Below are 15693 nucleotides of genomic sequence, written 5' to 3'. Positions count from 1 at the left end.
GGTTAGAAGTACCCCTCGCGCTTTCGGTCTTCCATCGCGGCCTCGGACATCTTGTCGTCGGCGCGGGTCGCCCCTCGTTCGGTCACCCGGGAGGCGGCGATCTCTGCGATCACGGCGTCCAGCGTGGTGGCATCGGAGTCGACGGCGCCCGTGCAGGACATGTCGCCGACCGTGCGGTAGCGGATCAGGCGGGTCTCGGTGGTCTCGGCGTCCTTGGCGCCGCCCCACTCGCCGGCCGTCAGCCACATCCCGTTGCGCTTGAAGACCTCGCGGTCGTGCGCGAAGTAGATCCCCGGCAGCTCGATGGACTCGCGGGCGATGTACTGCCACACGTCCAGCTCGGTCCAGTTGGACAGCGGGAAGACACGCACATGCTCACCCGGCGCGTGGCGGCCGTTGTAGAGCTGCCACAGCTCGGGGCGCTGACGGCGCGGGTTCCAGCCACCGAACTCGTCGCGCAGGGAGAAGACGCGCTCCTTGGCGCGGGCCTTCTCCTCATCGCGGCGGCCGCCGCCGAAGACCGCGTCGAAGCGGTTGCGGTCGATGGCGTCGAGCAGCGGAACCGTCTGGAGCGGGTTGCGGGTCCCGTCGGGCCGTTCGCTCAGCCGTCCGTCGTCGATGAAGTCCTGCACGTGGGCCACGTACAGGGTCAGCTCGTGCTGCTTGACGACCCGGTCGCGGTACTCGATGACCTCGGGAAAGTTGTGACCGGTGTCGACGTGCAGGAGGCCGAAGGGCACCGGCGCGGGCCGGAAGGCCTTCAGCGCCAGGTGCAGCATCACGATGGAGTCCTTGCCCCCCGAGAAGAGGACGACCGGGCGCTCGAACTCGCCCGCGACTTCACGGAAGATGTGGACCGACTCCGCCTCCAGAGCGTCCAGGTGTGTGGGGTTCAGCACGGGGGCGTGCGTCACAGTGGTCACGCCATTCCCTTCTTGATGAGCAGGCTGTGCAGCAGATCGATGGATTCGGCGACGGGCCGGCCGGCGGTCTGCAACCTCAGGTCCGGTGCGGCGGGGATCTCGTACGGGTCGTCCACACCGGTCAGGTGTGCGATCTCGCCTGCCGCCTGCCGTGCGTAGAGGCCCTTCACGTCGCGGACGGCGCACACCTCGACGGGTGTCGCGACGTGCACTTCCAGGAACGGGGTCAGCGAGGCGGTGTGCTGCGCGCGGACGGCGGCGCGCGCGTCCGCGTACGGGGCGATGACCGGAACCAGCACCTTGACTCCGTGCCGGGCCAGCTTCTGGGCGACGAACCCGATCCGGGCGACGTTGGTGTACCGGTCCTGGCGGCTGAAGCCCAGGCCCTGGGAAAGGAACTCCCGGATCTCGTCACCGTCCAGGACTTCGGTGCGGTGGCCTTCCCGGCGCAGCCGCTCGGCCAGGGCGAGCGCGAGGGTCGTCTTGCCCGCGCTGGGCAGACCGGTCAGCCAGAGCGTGCAGCCGCTCTCGACAGGTGTCACAGCTGCGCCTGCGCTTCCGTAGCTCCACGCAGTGCGGCAAGCAGGGCGGGAGCGTCGGCAGCCTGACAGACCAGCAGGTCGGGCAGGTACGGATCGCTCTGGTTGTACCGGAGGGGGGTGCCGTCGAGCCTTGATGCGTGCAGTCCCGCGGCGAGCGCCACGGCGGCCGGAGCCGCCGAATCCCACTCGTACTGCCCTCCGGCATGGATGTACGCCCTTGCCCGGCCCTGGACCACGGCGGCCGTCTTGGCGCCGGCCGAGCCCATGCCCACGAGTTCCGCGCCGACCCGGTCGGCGACCTCCTTGAGGAAGGCCGGCGGCCGGGAGCGGCTGCCGAGGATCCCGAGGTTCCGGGCAGCGGAGGGAGGGGCGGCGGGAGCGGAGGCCGTGGAGAAAACGACGCCCTGGGCCGGGAGGGCCACGGCGCCCGCCACGAGTCGGCCGTCGGCCCACAGCGCGACGTGCACCGCCCAGTCGTCCCGGCCGGCCTCGGAAAACTCGCGGGTCCCGTCGAGCGGGTCGACGATCCACACCCGGTCCGCGGCGAGCCGCGCCGGATCGGCCACGCCTTCCTCGGAGAGCACCGCGTCCAGCGGTCGGTGTCGGGCCAGTTCAGCGGTCAAGAACTCGTGCGAGCGGGCGTCACCGAGGTCCTTGAGCGCCTTGGCGTCCGCGAAGGCCTGCTCGGTGCGCAGCCCCAGGAGCAGGGCGCCGGCCTCCTCGGCGAGCCGATGGGCCAGCTCGTGGTCGTCGGGGCCGCAACCGAGGCCGTCGTACGCCTCGGCGCAGGACGGGGAACGGGTGACGACGGTCGTGGTGTCGAGCAGACGACGGAGCCAGCGCTCCACTTCCGCGGAGTCGGCCCCCGCGACCACTCCGGACAGCGGCAGGTGCTCCGGGCGGTAGGAGTTCTTCCGGGCCGTCGGCGTCCCGGGAGCCACCATCCGGTAGCTCAGCACCAGCGGGTCGTCGAGCTGACCGTCGGGCACCTCCACCGTGACCTCGGCGCCGCCGTGTACGTGACCGGGGAAGAGGAAGAAGCCGTGGCTGAGGTCGGCCCGGGCGGGTCCGATGAACCGGCCGGCCAGCGCGGACTCGACGTCCGAGGCCATGTCCAGGGTGTGCAGGTAGGCGCCGGTGCGCAGTTCGGTGGCGCGCACGATGTATCCGCCGCCGCAGCGTGCCGCCGCCTCCATGAAGACCGGGCCGTCCTCGGTCATGATCGCTTCCAGGTGGAAGGTGAGCGTCTCTCCGCCGAGGGCGCGGACGCAGCGCACGGCCCAGTCGGCCAGCTCCGGGTCGTCGATCTGGACCGACCCGAGCGGCTCGCCGTTCTCGAAGCGCAGCGGCGTCCCGATGTACCGGGACGGCTGCGCCACGACGGCCTCGCCCTCGAAGAGGAAGCCGTCGACGTGCCAGATCGGCCCTTCGACGTACTCCTCCAGCTCGTGGGTGGCCGCGAAGGCGGCGCTCCGCCCGCTCTGCTCCCGGACGAACGCCGCGGCGGCATCGAAGGTGGCGAACAGCTCGATGCCCTGGCTGCCGCTCTCGTCGCGCGGCTTGACGATGGTGGCGCCCGCCCAGCGGGGCGCGGTCCCGTCGAGCTCGTCGAGCTCGTCGAGGGTCAAGTAGCGCGGCACGCGGAATCCGGCCTCGGCCAGGGTGTGCTTCATCGCGACCTTGTCGCGGAAGTTGCGGGCGACCTCGGTCCCCATGCCGGGGATGCCGAACTCGGCCCGCAGTTCGGCCGCCGGGGTGATCAGCAGCTCGTGCCGGGCGATGATCCGGTCGTACGGGGGCTGCTCGGCCAGGAGCGGGCGCAGCTGGTCGGTGACGGACAGCGCCGGGTCCCAGGCGTACTTGTCGCACCGGATGTGGTCCGGAATGTTGCCGAGGTACTCCGCGGCCCCGGCGTACGTGACCTCGTGCGCGACATGGTCGATGGCCTGTTCGTAGCCGAGCCGCTCAAACAGGTTCTGATGCAGGATCAGTATTCGCACCGGGGTTCTCCCTGAGGGTGAAGTGGACGACGGCCCAGGCGGCCAGACCGCACAAGCCCATGAATACGAAGAGCAGCCCGCGGTCGAAGCCCAGCACCAGGCCTCCCAGGGCCGGTCCGGCACCGAGGCCGAGGTTGCGCAGCGTGGCCGCGCCGAAGTAGGTGCCGCGCATGCTGGGCGGGGCGAGTTCGTCGACCACCACGCTGACCGTGGGGACCACCAGCACTTCGGCCATGCTGACCAGGACGACGAGGGCGATCAGCGCCGTCTTCCCGAAGGTCACGAGCGAGAACAGCAGGCAGACGACCGCGAAGAGGGCGTTGCCCAGCAGGATCGTCCGGCGCGGATCGAGCCTCTTCGAGATCATCGTGGCGATCGGCTGCAGGGCGATGACCGCGACCGCGTTGACGGTGAGCAGGATGGAGAAGAACCGCACGCCGTCGGCGAAGCCGCTGTTGACGACCGCCGAGAGGTTCGACTCGATCTGGCAGTACGCCAGCGTGAACAGGATCATCGAGACGGTCAGGCCGCGGAACACCCGGTCGCCGGCGAGCACCTTGAGGGCTGCGGTGAAGCTCCGCCGCTCTGCGGGCGCGGCGGAGAATCCGAAGCGCGTCCCGCGCGTGAGCCACCAGAAGGCGATGGCGAACACGAGGTAGGAGAGGCCCGATATGACGAACGCCGCCCGGGCCGAGGCGATGCCGAGCAGTGCTCCGACCGGTGGGCCGATGCCCACGGCGAAGTTGGTCAGGACGTAGCGGTGCCGGAAGACGGCGGGCCGCCGCTCCTTGGGGAGGCTGTCCGCCATGAGCACCTGGGTGACCGGCCAGAAGAAGGCCGACATGACCCCGTAGCAGGCATTGAGCAGGCCGAACACCACGGGGAACAGGACGTTCCCGTGCAGGAACGTCGCCGTCAGGAAGAACAGCAGGAAGACGGACGCACTGCCGAAGAGGCCCACCAGCAGGACCAGCCGCTTGCCGACCCGGTCGGCGAGCATCCCGCTCAGGAAGCCCGCGCAGAGGGAGCCGATCTGGCTCAGTCCGACGATGACACCGATGACGTACAGGGGGGCATCGACGTTCTTGCTCAGGTAGATCGTCATGAACGGGATGCAGAGGAAGGAGACCATCTTCAGGAAGAAGGTGCTCGCCATCGTGACCGAGACCAGCGGGTTCCGGTAGGAGGCGAAGTCGCTCGTGGGTTTCGCCTCTTTGGTTTCCACACTCATGCAGTACCTCTCGTACGTCGTTCCGACTGCCGTGCTGTCCCGGCTGTGGGACCGGCAGAAGCCGGGAACGCCGAAGCGGGCCGGTGGTGACCGGCCCGCTTCGGCGTTCTCAGGTGGGGGGTGGTGGTGTGGCCCGCTATCAGAGGGCGACGTTCTTGTAGAACGGGGCGTCCTCGGGGCCGGTGTAGTCCGGGCGGTACCAGGCCGCCGGCCGGAGCGATCCGGGGACGGCCTCGGCCACGCCGAGCACCGAGGCGAACAGGGCCATCCGCATGGGGATGCCCGCGTCGGTCTGCCGGAAGATCGCCAGACGGGGGTCGTCGTTGAGGTCGGTCGCCAGGTCGTTGGAGCCCGGGCGTCCGTCCCGCGGCAGCGGGTGCATGATCACCGCGTCGGCCCTGCAGGCACGGCTCACCAGTGCCTTGTCCACGCGGAAGGCATCGCTGTAGGGGACGGGCCGGTCCTTGAACCGCTCGGTCTGCAGACGGGTGGTGTAGACGAGGTCCGCGTCCTTGAGGCCCGTCTCCGGGTCCTCGCTCAGCTCGATGCGGTGGCCCCGGCGCTCGGCGAGTTCGAGCAGGTCGTCGGGCATACCCAGGGAATCGGGGGCCACGCACACGATGGTCAGGTCCTCGTAGAGCGAGACCAGCTTCATCAGGGAGTGCACGGTGCGGCCGTGCCGCAGGTCGCCGACGAGGGCGAGGCGGCGGCCGTCCATGTCGCGGCCGGTCCGGGCGAATTCCCGGTGCAGCGCGAACATGTCGAGCAGGGCCTGCGTCGGGTGCTCCCCCGCGCCGTTGCCGCCGTTGATCACCGGAACATGAGTGGCCGCGGCGAACTCGTGCACCGCGCTCACTTCGGGGTGCCTCATGACGACGAGGTCGCAGTAGCCGCTGACCACGCGGCTGGTGTCGGCCAGCGATTCACCCTTGGCTATCGACATGATCTCCGCGCCCGTCGTGCTGGTCACCCCGCCGCCCAGGCGCAGGAACGCGGACTCGCAGCTCAGCCGGGTGCGGGTGCTCGCCTCGAAGAAGAGACTGGCCATCACGGCGCCTTCGAGTACCCGGGTGACCTGCCGGCCCCGGGCCACCGGCGTCAGCAGGTCCGCCAGTTCGAAGAGCTGCTCCAGCGATTCCCTGTCGAAGAGGTCGCTGGAGAGGACGTGCTTTCCGGTCAGTGACATGGGCGGATCCGACTTCCTCTGGGTACTCAACTGCGTTGGGGCGCCGACAGTGTACGGGCACCCGTTCTGGCCTGCGGGTATCGGCCGCCCCGCCCCCGCCCCCGCTTCGAGGCGGGGACGGGGGCCGGGGCGGCCGGGGAGCGGTACGGAGATCAGCTGTGGGACAGCGCCACGAGCTGCACCGACGAGACGTTGCGCTGCTCGACCTCCTTGAGGGACGCCACGGCGGTGTCGAGCGACTGGGCCGCCGCGCCGCCGCCGGGACCGCCGATCAGCGCGTCGAGCTCTCCCTGGAGCTCGGCGCAGACGGCCACGAGGTCTTCCTGCCCCTCGGCGGGCTCGGCCTGCGCGACGTCGTCGGCCGCCGACGGGTCCTGCGACCCGGCCCGGGGCGAGACCGTGACGCTCCACAGCTCACGGTTGTTCGTCCGGGCCTCGCCGTCGACGAGGTACTCACCGACGATCTTCAGACGCCCGTGGGCGAAGCGGTGGTTGTCCAGCAGCAGCAGGTCACCGCTCTCCAACGGGAAGCATGCGAAGAACGTCTCGTCAGCGCTCGCCTCGAGCAGGTAGTCCAGCGAACGCCGGTACTCCTCGAAGTCCGGGATCTGCTCCCGGATGCCCACGATCTTCTCGCTCAGGTCCTGCTTCAGCCGTACGCCCACGTCGTAAGGGCCGCGGGCGTCGGGCAGCGGGTACAGCAGCGGAAGGCTGCTGAGCTCTTCGCGGACGTTGTTCGCCTCGAAGGTGATCGGGGTGGTGGACAGCCGCGCGAAGTGCTCCTGGAACACCTCGCCGTCGCGCTCCGCGAGCCGCGTGAACAGGTCTTCCCAGCCGACCACCACGGACTCGCCCCGCTCGCCCGCCGGTACCTCGCGCCAGCCCGCCTCGACCATCAGCATGGCGAAGTGGGAGGGCCGGGGGGAGCGCCAGGACCGCGCGGAGTGGGGTCGCAGACCACCTGCGACGTAGTGCACCGACTGGGCGCCCTCCGCCTTCTTCTTGTACTTGACCCGGTTGATCTGCGGGTGCGGGTCGGTCTTCGCCAGCGCGCTGAGCGAGGAGTAGTTCTTCAGCGTCTCGCCGAAGTGGCCGAGGAACTCCAGGTAGCGGTCGGGGTCCAGGGGGAATTCCCGGATCAGGCAGATCCGGTTCTTCTCCATGACCTCCCGCGCATCGGCGGCGATCTGCTCCACCGACTTGCCCGCACCGGTCACGTACCCGTCCTGGATGGACCGGGCCAGTGCGTTCTCCGTATTCAAGATCTTCTCTCCTTGGCGATGGTGTGCGAGGGGAACGGTGCGGCGCGGGGCCGCCCCGCTCGTTCGGCCGCTGGGCTACGCGGCTTCCGGAGCCGCCGTTGCCCGCGCCGAGGCCCGCCCCTGGAAGGTGCGCGCCTCGGCGACACGGCCGGCCCGGGCCAGCAGCGAGGCGTGCGTGAGCAGCGTCAGCCGGTCGGCGTCCGGGCTCTCGGCCGCCGGCGCCAACAGGGCCAGTGCCTCCTCGGCGCGGTCCTGCCGGTCGAGGAAGTTGGCGAACTCGACCCGCAGCTCGTGCTGGGTCGCGTTGGCGATCAGGCTCTGGCGGTAGAGGACTTCCGCAAGGGCCGGGTCGTCCAGCGGACCGGCGGTCAGCCAGGCCAGCTTGCCCAGCGTGTAGGGGTGGTTGGGGCGGCCGCTCAGGGCGCGCAGCATCAGCGTCCGGGCCTGCGCGGCGTCCCCCTCGTGCTTCGCCACGTACAGGGCGTAGTTGCACAGGGTCCGGGGGTGGGCCGGGTCCAGCCGCAGCGCCTCGCGGTAGCGGCCGCCCGCGTACTGCGGGTCCTGCTTCTTGTGCTCGGCGTACAGCGCGAAGTTGCTGTTGACCCGGGCGTGACGGGTTGCCGCGGGGACGGGCCGGCCTGCTCCGCTTCTTGTCGTCCGGCGCCCAGTGGATCTTCTCGGTCCACAGCGAGAGCAGCCGCAGGTCGTTCGCGTCCTCGGGGTAGCGGGCCTGCATGTCGGCCAGCGCGATGGGATCCGGCCGGTCGGCGAGGTAGCCGAAGCGCCCCATCGTCTCCCATTCGGAGAGGGTGATCAGTTCCTTGAGCTCCTCCGGGTAGTCCGGGCGGATCGTCGTCGCGTTGACGCGGCTGCCCTGGGCGAGTACCTCGGCGTCGAAGTCCTCGCCCGCCAGGGTGAGGAAGCGTGCGAAGTCCGACTGGAGGTCCTCCTGGCGCCCGACGAAGTCGACCTCCTCCCCCGGGGCACCCACGTACGAGCCGTAGATGTTGCCCAGGGCTCCCGGCAGCGTCGTCACCGCGCGGCGGACGAACGTCTCGAAGACGTCGCTCTCGCAGTGCTCGTCCAGCGCGTACTGCGGACGCCAGCCCTTCTCCATCCGGTAGGACCAGTAGGAGCGGTACCACTCCAGCGGGTCACGGACGAAGGCGCCGACGAGGCCGTACTGCGAGCGGTCGAAGTCGGCGAGCAGGTCGTGCTCCCGCATCGCGGGGTCGCCGACCTCCTCGACGGGAATGCCCAGTTCCCTGATCTTCTTCCGGATCCAGGTACTGCCGGTCTTCGGGGTCAGCAGCAGCAATGCGTTACTGCGCGTCAGGTGAAGTGCCATGCTCCGCTCCAGAGTTCGATGCCCTCCCCGCCTTCCGGCGGGTGGCGCGTGGTGAGTCGAAAACCTTCATGCCGGTGTCTCCCGGACCGGCCGCAGGTTCTTGCCCGCCCGGCCCGGGCACGCCGAGACCGTCGGCCAGGTACCGGGTGAGCAGGGCGTTCAGCGCGTTGCGGTTGCCCGTGGTGACCACCTCGTGTCCCTCGTCGGGGAAGAGGGCGAGCGAGGCGTCCCGGTCGGCACGGGCCAGGGCCATGAACATCCGGGTCGCCATCTCGGCGGGCACCCGGCTGTCGGTGGCGCCGTGCACCAGCAGAACCGGGCAGCGGAAGCCTTCGGGACGGTTGACCGGCGAGACCGCGGCCAGCCGGGTCCGCTGGCCGGGGACGGCCGGATCCCCGATCCGCCGCCTCAGCATGGGAACGGCGGCCAGCCAGAACGCCGGAGGCTCCTCCAGGAACCGCACCAGGTCGGTCAGCGGCGAGGTCGCCACCACGCAGCGCAGCTCGCGCCGGGTGGTCGCGGCCATCTGGAGCACCGCGTAACCGCCGTAGCTGCCGCCCAGCAGGGCGATCCGGTCCGGGTCGGCGAGCCCCTCGGCCACCGCCCAGTCCAGGGCGTCCTCCAGGTCGTCCTGCATGGCGCGACCCCATTGCCGGTCGGCGGCATTGATCCAGGCCGAGCCGAAACCGGTGGAACCCCGGAAGTTGGGTTCGACCACCGTGTAGCCCTGCTCCGCCAGCCGGGCGCGCCGCTCGTTGTACTCCCACCGGCTGCGCCGCCAGGGCCCGCCGTGCACCAGCAGGACGGTGGGTCCCGGCACTCCCGTCCGCCATGCCCCCGTGCTCCGGGTGACGTAGGCGACGGCATGGCCGCCGTCGCGCAGCGGCACCGAGCTCGGCCGGCACTCCACCGGCAACGGCTCCTGTCCGGGCCGGGCCTCGGTCAGCGTCCAGGTGTCGCCCGTGCCCACGTCGTGGACGGCGTACGCCACCTCCCGCTCAGGACGGTGCGAGGCCGCCAGCCACAGACCGTCGCGGCGCTCCAGGACCACGGGTTCGGTGCCGAGCGCACCGCGAAGCCGGACGATCCGCTCTGCTCCCGCCTCGTCCAGCGCGACGCACTCCTGCTTGGCCCGCTCGACGTGCACCAGGTCCGGCAGACCGGTGTCCTGCGCGTACAGGACCCCGGCGAAGTCCCCGCCGCGGATCCGGTGCAGGGTGCGCGGTTCACCGGCCGCGACCCCCTGCCGGCAGTCCAGCGCGGCCAGCCGGACACCGTCGGGGCCGTCCGGCAGCACCAGGTAGAGGCTGTCGCCGTCGTCGCTGAACCGCAGCACCCGCACGGTGAGCGCATCCTCGTGCGGGATGCGCACGTACGGCGCGCCCTCCGGGTCCGCTCCCGGACCCGGCAGGTGCCGCAGCTCCCGGGAGCCGTCCGGGAGGACGGTCTCGGTCAGCCGGGGGCGGAGGTCGCGGTCGAAGTACACGGCGGAGTGCGCGGAGCCGCGCAGCAGCGGCTCGGTCCCGCCGGTGAGCAGACAGACTCGGAGGTAGTCGCGGCAGCCCGCGTCGCCGCCGGCCGCGGAGAGCACGACGTCGGTGGGACGTCGCTCCGAGAGCCCGACGATCTGCGTCCGCGCGGCCGGATCAGTGCCAAGGGGCGTCCACTCGCCCGTCTCGGCCCGGACCCGGTAGAGGGCCCAGTTCTCGGCACCGTCCGCATCCGCCACGGCCAGCCCGACGCCTGGCAGGTGGGTCCAGGTGAAGGCCCGGCAGCGTGCCGCGCCGACGCTGGAGCGGCTCAGCTCACGCCGGGCCGCCACGTCGTACAGCACCAGTCGGGGGGCGGCGGAGCCGCTGGAGAGCCAGCCGGCGAACCGGCCGTCGGCACTGAGCGACGGCGGCCCGTTCACCTCGCCGGAGGGGCTCACAGGTCTGCCGCGGCCAGGCGCTCCGCTTCGTGCACGCGGGCGACGCACGCGACGACGGCGTCGAGCTCGCTCTCCCGCGGTACGGAGATCCGCAGGCCGAGTGGCCAGTCCTCGGGGTAGCCCTTCAGGTCGTGCAGCAGCCGGGTCCGGTATCCGGCTTCCAGCAGCTCGGCGACGACCGACGGGGCGTGCGGGGTCTCCAGGCAGAGGTAGTTGGCGTCCGAGGCCCAGACCCGCACTCCCTCGATCTTCCGCAGTCCGGCCGCCAGCTCCTCCCGGCACGCCCTGGCCCGCACGATGCTGTCGTTCACGGCACCGGGTTCGGCCAGTAGCCGCAGAGCCGTGCGCTGGGCCACTCCCGAGACGCTGTTGGGCATCAGCCAGAAGCGGAAGTCCTCGCGGGCGAAGGCCTGCGAGACCGCGAAGCCGATCCGCAGGTTGGCGAGGCCCCAGGCCTTGGAGAAGGTCCGCATCACGACGAGGTTCGGGTGCTGGGAGACGAGTCCGAGGGCCGTCTCGGGAGCGAAGTCCGCGTACACCTCGTCCAGGACCACGAGCCCTCGGGCCCTGCTCAGCAGGGTGGAAATGTCTTGCAGATCGAATTGGTAGCCGAGCGGGTTGCGCGGCGAGCAGAGCACGATGATCGCTTCGGGGCGGTCGAGATACGGCTCCAGGGCGGGCAGCAGCTCGCCGCTTTCGCGTACCGGGACGCTCTCGTAATTCCACCCCTGCTGCCGGGACACCGTCGCGGTGAGGTGGAAGTTCGGGGTGACGTCGACCACGAGGCCCTGGTAGGCGCTGCGCAGCAGGGTGTCAATGAGCTGGGTCGCTCCCGCGCCGACGCGCACGAACTCCTCGGACACGCCGAAATGCGCCGCCACCGCGGTGGCCACGCTCTCACCCCAGACGTCGTCCTTGTTGGTGATGTCCATCGACTTGGTGGCCGACATCATCCGGTCGGCCTGTTCACCCGGGTCGAGGAATTGGTTGCCCGTCCAGGTCAGGTTTAGCGTCATCGAAGTATCCAGCCGTTGGTGTGGGGGCTCTGCATGAGGAAATTCAGAGCAGGAAGCGCCGCTTCTTCCCGCCTTGCGGGGTGATGCGTGCGCGCTGCTCCAAGTGCGGGTCCTCGCCGGGGAGGAGTGCGGCCATGGCGTCCCGGAGGGTTGCCTCGAGGGCGGCGGGGTCCGGGCAGGACGCCTCCGCCGACCAGTACAGGAGGGTGCGGTCCCTGCCGGTCAGCACGAACTGGAAGTCCGCGAGGCCCGGGAGGAAACCGACGGCCCGCGTCACCTCGTCCGCGGACAGCTCGCCGGTACGGAAGGGCACGGTCTGCGGCTCCCGGCCGCGCAGTGACAGCAATCGCTGGCCGCCTTCTTCGTTCGTCTCCAGCTCCGCGTGGTCGCCGGTGCGGTACCGGGCGAAGACCGTGCTGCGGTTGACCAGGTTGGTGAGCAGCAGCTCTCCCCTGCCCTGGAGCGAGGGGCGTCCGCTCCCGTCGATCACTTCGAGCCGTACGTTCTCGCCGAACACGTGGTAGTCCGACCCGTTCGGCGCGGTCGCGGCGATCAGCCCGCCCTCCGTCGAGGCGAGGGCGTCCACGACGGGCGCCCGGAAGTAGCCGGTGAGTCGCTCGCGGTCGTCGGCGTGCAGGCACTCGCCGCTGACCAGGATCAGCTGCGGCCGCCACGGCGCCTGCGCGGCGCCCGCGGCCAGCAGCGCGGCCCGCAGATCGAGCAGGTAGGTCGGCTTGCCGTAGAGCACGGGGGCCTGGAATTTGCCGAGGATCGTCAGGGTGTCCGCCGCCGTGTCGGGCAGCTGGAGACGCAGGTACAGCGCGTCGTCCAGGGACGGCAGCGGACGGACGAAACTTGGCCGGCCGGGCTTGTTGCTGACGAAGAGGACGCCGGGTGCCCCACGGCGGAAGACGTCACGGGAGAGTCCGGCGAGCTCGCGGATCTGCGCGAAGAAGTGGTAGTTGACGGCGTACCAGGAGGCTTCGTCCAGGGTGACCTCGAGGGGGCGGCCGGTGGTGCCGCTGGAGGAGATCCGGTACTGCCTCCCTACGGGGGGTTCCGCCCGGAACCGGAGGCCCTGGTCCTGGTGGTCCGCGCGCCCCACGACAGGCAGGCCGGCCTCGGTGTCCACGTCCCGGTAGTAGGGAACAGACGTAGGCAGGCAGGTCAGGAACTCCTCGTACGCCATCGCCGCCGAGGCGGTGCGGGACGCTCTTCCCTCCCAAGCCTGCCGGGACCGTCGGACTTCTTCCAGGGCGTTCGCGATGACGTCGTCGGAATTAATCACTGTGGACCCTGTCCGTTCGGAAAGTTGACAGCGCGGCGCCGTGCGATGCGCGAGATGAGAATTACGGAATCCGGCACATCCGTGACGGCAGCTTCACGTCAAGGAAGGGGATCGGGGGAGCGTCCGAAAATTTCGACACTTCTTCCGCCACCAAGAGCGTGACACTTCTGCGGCGCCATGTCAAACACATCAGGGAATCGGCGAGGAAAGCAGGACGGGACGCCAAAAGGGCCCCCGTCCGGCAATGTTAATTGCCGGACAAGGACCTTTTCGACACCGATACCAAATCGATCAGCCGACCGCGAGCGCCATGAGTTCATCGATATTGAATTCGGCGCGCGACGGACTTCCGTGCCTGGTGAGCTTTCCGCGGCTCACCCACTTCCGAACGGTGGCCTCCGAAACCCCTGCGGCCTGCGCCGCGAGCTTGGTGGGCAGCAACCGCCCCACTGGCGCGGGAGCCGAAGCGCCTGCCGACAACAGCTTCCGAAGAGCCAGCCAGTCACCGGTGGACCAGGAATGGCCGTTCCCGCAGCGCACCGCGCCGCCGGCCGCTCGGCCGCCTGTCATCCACGCCTCGACCGCACCGGCACATCCGGGCTGCGGGCAGGTGCCGAGCGTCATGGGTCGGGCCGCGGGCGGGCCGACCACCTTACGGGCGTCCGCCGCCAGCCCCTTGATCTCCTCGACCAGATCGGCGATGGCCGGGTGGCCGGCCAGGAGGTCGAGGTGCTGGAGCAGGAAGGCTGCGAGCGGTCCCACTTTCCGCTCCGGCACGGCAGCCGTCACGCCGAGGCCCCTGACCACGCCCGCCCAGGAGGCGAGCACGCCGAGCATCGACGTACTGACGGCCGACGCCTCCTCGTTGAAGAGGAGACCGCGGTACTGGCTGCCGCTGACCCTCTCGCCCCGGCCGGTCACGGTCGGGCCGAGGACGTACTCGATCTCCCGGTGCAGGCCCGGCAGTTCGGACAGCGTGACGGCGAGACGATCCCGGCACGCCCGGCACAGCCACGGGGACGGCGCCGGGGTGGGCGAGGGCCGACCGCGGCCGGTGGGGCAGTGGGGCAGGACGCAGTCGCTGGTGTGGGGGGTTCGATGCATGCGAATTTCCTGAAGTGCCGAGGTGGTCAGGCGGGGTCGGGTGCCTAGTCCCAGCCCCAGCTGTACGGCACGGCTTCGGCCACGACTACGGCGGACGACCCCTCCGCGCTGACCCCGTGATCGGTGGACCGCTCAGCCGGCGCGGCGAGCAGTGCGGCGCCCAGCGCTGCCGCGCAGCAGATGAGGTGGGTCAGAAAGCGCTTCGACATGGAAATCCTCTTGAGATCTGTACACGCTCGACGTGGATGTGTCGACGAGCCAAAAAACTCCCGGGAATCGTGTTCTCCGAGAAATTCATCCGCTGGTCACATCGCCAAGGTGGCACACCACTCGAGCCGGGTTCCAGACGTTGCGCTGGCCACAAGCTGCCCAGGCCACATGGTGCCATCTCAAGAAACCTAGAAGGACGCCACCCGGATCATCCCGTCACACAGGCCTATGGACCGGGGATCGGTAGAAGTCACCAAATCAGCCCGCATTCGGCTACCTGTGAGCACTTTCCGGACTGCGGCCAGCACTGCCGTACCTGCGGCTTTTGCGGACGACCCAGTGACGTAGACCACTCCGCTATGTCCATATTCATTCGATCTAGGCGCGTAGATATGCTCCAGAATACTGTCCCGGGCCTTGGACAATTCCATACCGACGTCGTTGATGTCGAGTCGGCCGGGCAGCGGCAGGATCTGCCGGATATGGATCGCGTACATGGGAGCACATGGTGGCACCGCTGGGCCCGGGGCGAGCAGATGGACCTCGGCCGCTCCCTGCCATGGCAGGGGAATGCCACACGGTGACGGCCGCGCCCTACATCCAGCCCGCCCTGACCGCCAGCAGTCCGGCTTCGAACCGGCTGCGGGCGCCCAACCGCCCCATGATGTCCGCCATCATCCTGCGCACCGTCCGCAAGGAGACGCCGAGCTTGCGGGCAGCCACCTCGTCCGTGCTTCCCAGCTCCAGCAGCTTCAGCAGTTCCAGCTCCTGGGCCGTCACCTCGCCCGGCCCCGAGGGCCGGGCACCATCCAGGGCCTGCCCCTGCGCCCAAGCCGCCTCGAATGTGTACACAAGAGCCGCCAGCACACCGGGAGCCTTCACCACGACGGCTCCGGCCCCGCTGTTCTCCGGATCCGTGGGCAGCACGGCCACGGACCTGTCCACGACGAGCATGCGGACCGGCAGGGAAGGGATCGTGCGGATCTCGCCGCCGAGTCCGGCCAGCCAGCGGGCGTACTCCGTGGTGGCCCGGTCGTTGCGAACACTGTCGAGGTACAGGGTCTGGATCCTGACCCCGGCCGACAGGCTCTTCTCGTCCAGGGGCCGGCTGGCTTCCAGCGCTTCCCTGCTCTGTGCACCGCCCGGCATGAAGGAGAGCAACTCGTACTGAGCCTGCTCGGCGAGCTCGATCAGCCTCGCTCGCACCGTAGCGAGGTCGTCGAGCTGCTCGAGGCTGCGGTTGCCCCAGTACCCGTGGTGGGTGGAATAGACGGCGGCGAGTTCGGCGACCGCGGTGCGGGCCGCGGCGAGCTGGGCCTGCTGGCGCTGGATCTCGGTGTCCCGACGGTTCAGCAGCGCCCCCAGACCGACCTCCGGGTTCAGCGCGACCGGAGTGGTCGCGTGCGTGGCCGGGTAGAGCATCGAAAGCTCCGCGAGCTCGTCCAGGCAGCCGCGCACATGAGCCTCGGTCATCTCCAGATGCTCGGCGATCTCGCTGATGCCCCGCCCCTGGCGGCGCACCACGCTCGCGTAGACGTCCAGGAGCCGGTCGTTCACACCCAGCAGTTCGGCCAAGTGCGCCCGCCCGGGCTCTCGCGAAGCCTCGTCACCAGACGCTGAGGTAGCCATCGGTACTCCACCCTCCCGGTACCC

Annotated in this window: 14 protein-coding genes; all 14 read right to left on the bottom strand. The window is 70.1% G+C overall.

Annotated features, from left to right (window positions below):
• Positions 1-2: 2 nt before the first annotated feature.
• Entirely contained in the window at positions 3-923 is a 921-nt protein-coding gene (gene cysD / locus AC3IYJ_RS30375; RefSeq protein ID WP_489397707.1) for a sulfate adenylyltransferase subunit CysD, read from the bottom strand.
• Positions 920-1465 carry an adenylyl-sulfate kinase gene (gene cysC / locus AC3IYJ_RS30370; protein ID WP_489397706.1) on the bottom strand — a complete coding sequence of 182 codons (546 nt, stop codon included), beginning with the start codon at positions 1463-1465 and terminating at the stop codon, positions 920-922. The genes cysD and cysC overlap by 4 nt, the downstream gene beginning before the upstream one ends.
• Entirely contained in the window at positions 1462-3465 is a 2004-nt protein-coding gene (locus AC3IYJ_RS30365) for an inositol monophosphatase family protein (RefSeq protein ID WP_489397705.1), read from the bottom strand. Before AC3IYJ_RS30365 ends, cysC begins: the two co-directional genes overlap by 4 nt.
• A complete protein-coding gene (locus tag AC3IYJ_RS30360; protein ID WP_489397704.1) occupies positions 3431-4696 on the bottom strand; it encodes an MFS transporter in 1266 nt (421 codons plus the stop codon). The genes AC3IYJ_RS30365 and AC3IYJ_RS30360 overlap by 35 nt, the downstream gene beginning before the upstream one ends.
• A gap of 139 nt (positions 4697-4835) precedes the next feature.
• Positions 4836-5882, bottom strand: a complete 1047-nt coding sequence (pyrB, locus tag AC3IYJ_RS30355; protein WP_489397703.1) for an aspartate carbamoyltransferase — start codon at positions 5880-5882, stop codon at positions 4836-4838.
• Positions 5883-6034: 152 nt separating this feature from the next.
• Complete coding sequence (locus tag AC3IYJ_RS30350; protein ID WP_489397702.1) at positions 6035-7144, bottom strand: TauD/TfdA family dioxygenase; 1110 nt, start codon at positions 7142-7144, stop codon at positions 6035-6037.
• Positions 7145-7219: 75 nt separating this feature from the next.
• Positions 7220-7618, bottom strand: coding sequence for a hypothetical protein (locus tag AC3IYJ_RS30345; RefSeq protein WP_489397701.1), 399 nt, complete (start codon positions 7616-7618; stop codon positions 7220-7222).
• Positions 7619-8466: 848 nt separating this feature from the next.
• Complete coding sequence (locus AC3IYJ_RS30340) at positions 8467-10404, bottom strand: alpha/beta hydrolase family protein (RefSeq protein ID WP_489397700.1); 1938 nt, start codon at positions 10402-10404, stop codon at positions 8467-8469.
• Between the two features lie 14 nt (positions 10405-10418).
• Entirely contained in the window at positions 10419-11438 is a 1020-nt protein-coding gene (locus tag AC3IYJ_RS30335) for a pyridoxal phosphate-dependent aminotransferase (protein WP_489397699.1), read from the bottom strand.
• Between the two features lie 43 nt (positions 11439-11481).
• The gene (locus AC3IYJ_RS30330; protein WP_489397698.1) at positions 11482-12726 is read right to left on the bottom strand and encodes a phenylacetate--CoA ligase family protein; all 1245 of its coding nucleotides are present in this window, start codon (positions 12724-12726) and stop codon (positions 11482-11484) included.
• Positions 12727-13017: 291 nt separating this feature from the next.
• The gene (locus AC3IYJ_RS30325; protein WP_489397697.1) at positions 13018-13830 is read right to left on the bottom strand and encodes a hypothetical protein; all 813 of its coding nucleotides are present in this window, start codon (positions 13828-13830) and stop codon (positions 13018-13020) included.
• Positions 13831-13874: 44 nt separating this feature from the next.
• Positions 13875-14039, bottom strand: coding sequence for a hypothetical protein (locus tag AC3IYJ_RS30320; RefSeq protein WP_489397696.1), 165 nt, complete (start codon positions 14037-14039; stop codon positions 13875-13877).
• A gap of 189 nt (positions 14040-14228) precedes the next feature.
• Complete coding sequence (locus tag AC3IYJ_RS30315; protein ID WP_489397695.1) at positions 14229-14537, bottom strand: hypothetical protein; 309 nt, start codon at positions 14535-14537, stop codon at positions 14229-14231.
• 97 nt (positions 14538-14634) lie between these two features.
• Positions 14635-15669 (bottom strand): LuxR C-terminal-related transcriptional regulator, encoded by a 1035-nt coding sequence (locus AC3IYJ_RS30310; protein ID WP_489397694.1) that lies wholly within the window; start codon positions 15667-15669, stop codon positions 14635-14637.
• Between the last annotated feature and the right edge of the window lie 24 nt (positions 15670-15693).

The sequence above is a fragment of the Streptomyces sp. GL_140 genome (assembly GCF_057834465.1).
The sequence above is the reverse complement of the archived record's forward strand: the minus strand, read 5'-3'. Positions and strand labels throughout refer to the sequence as shown.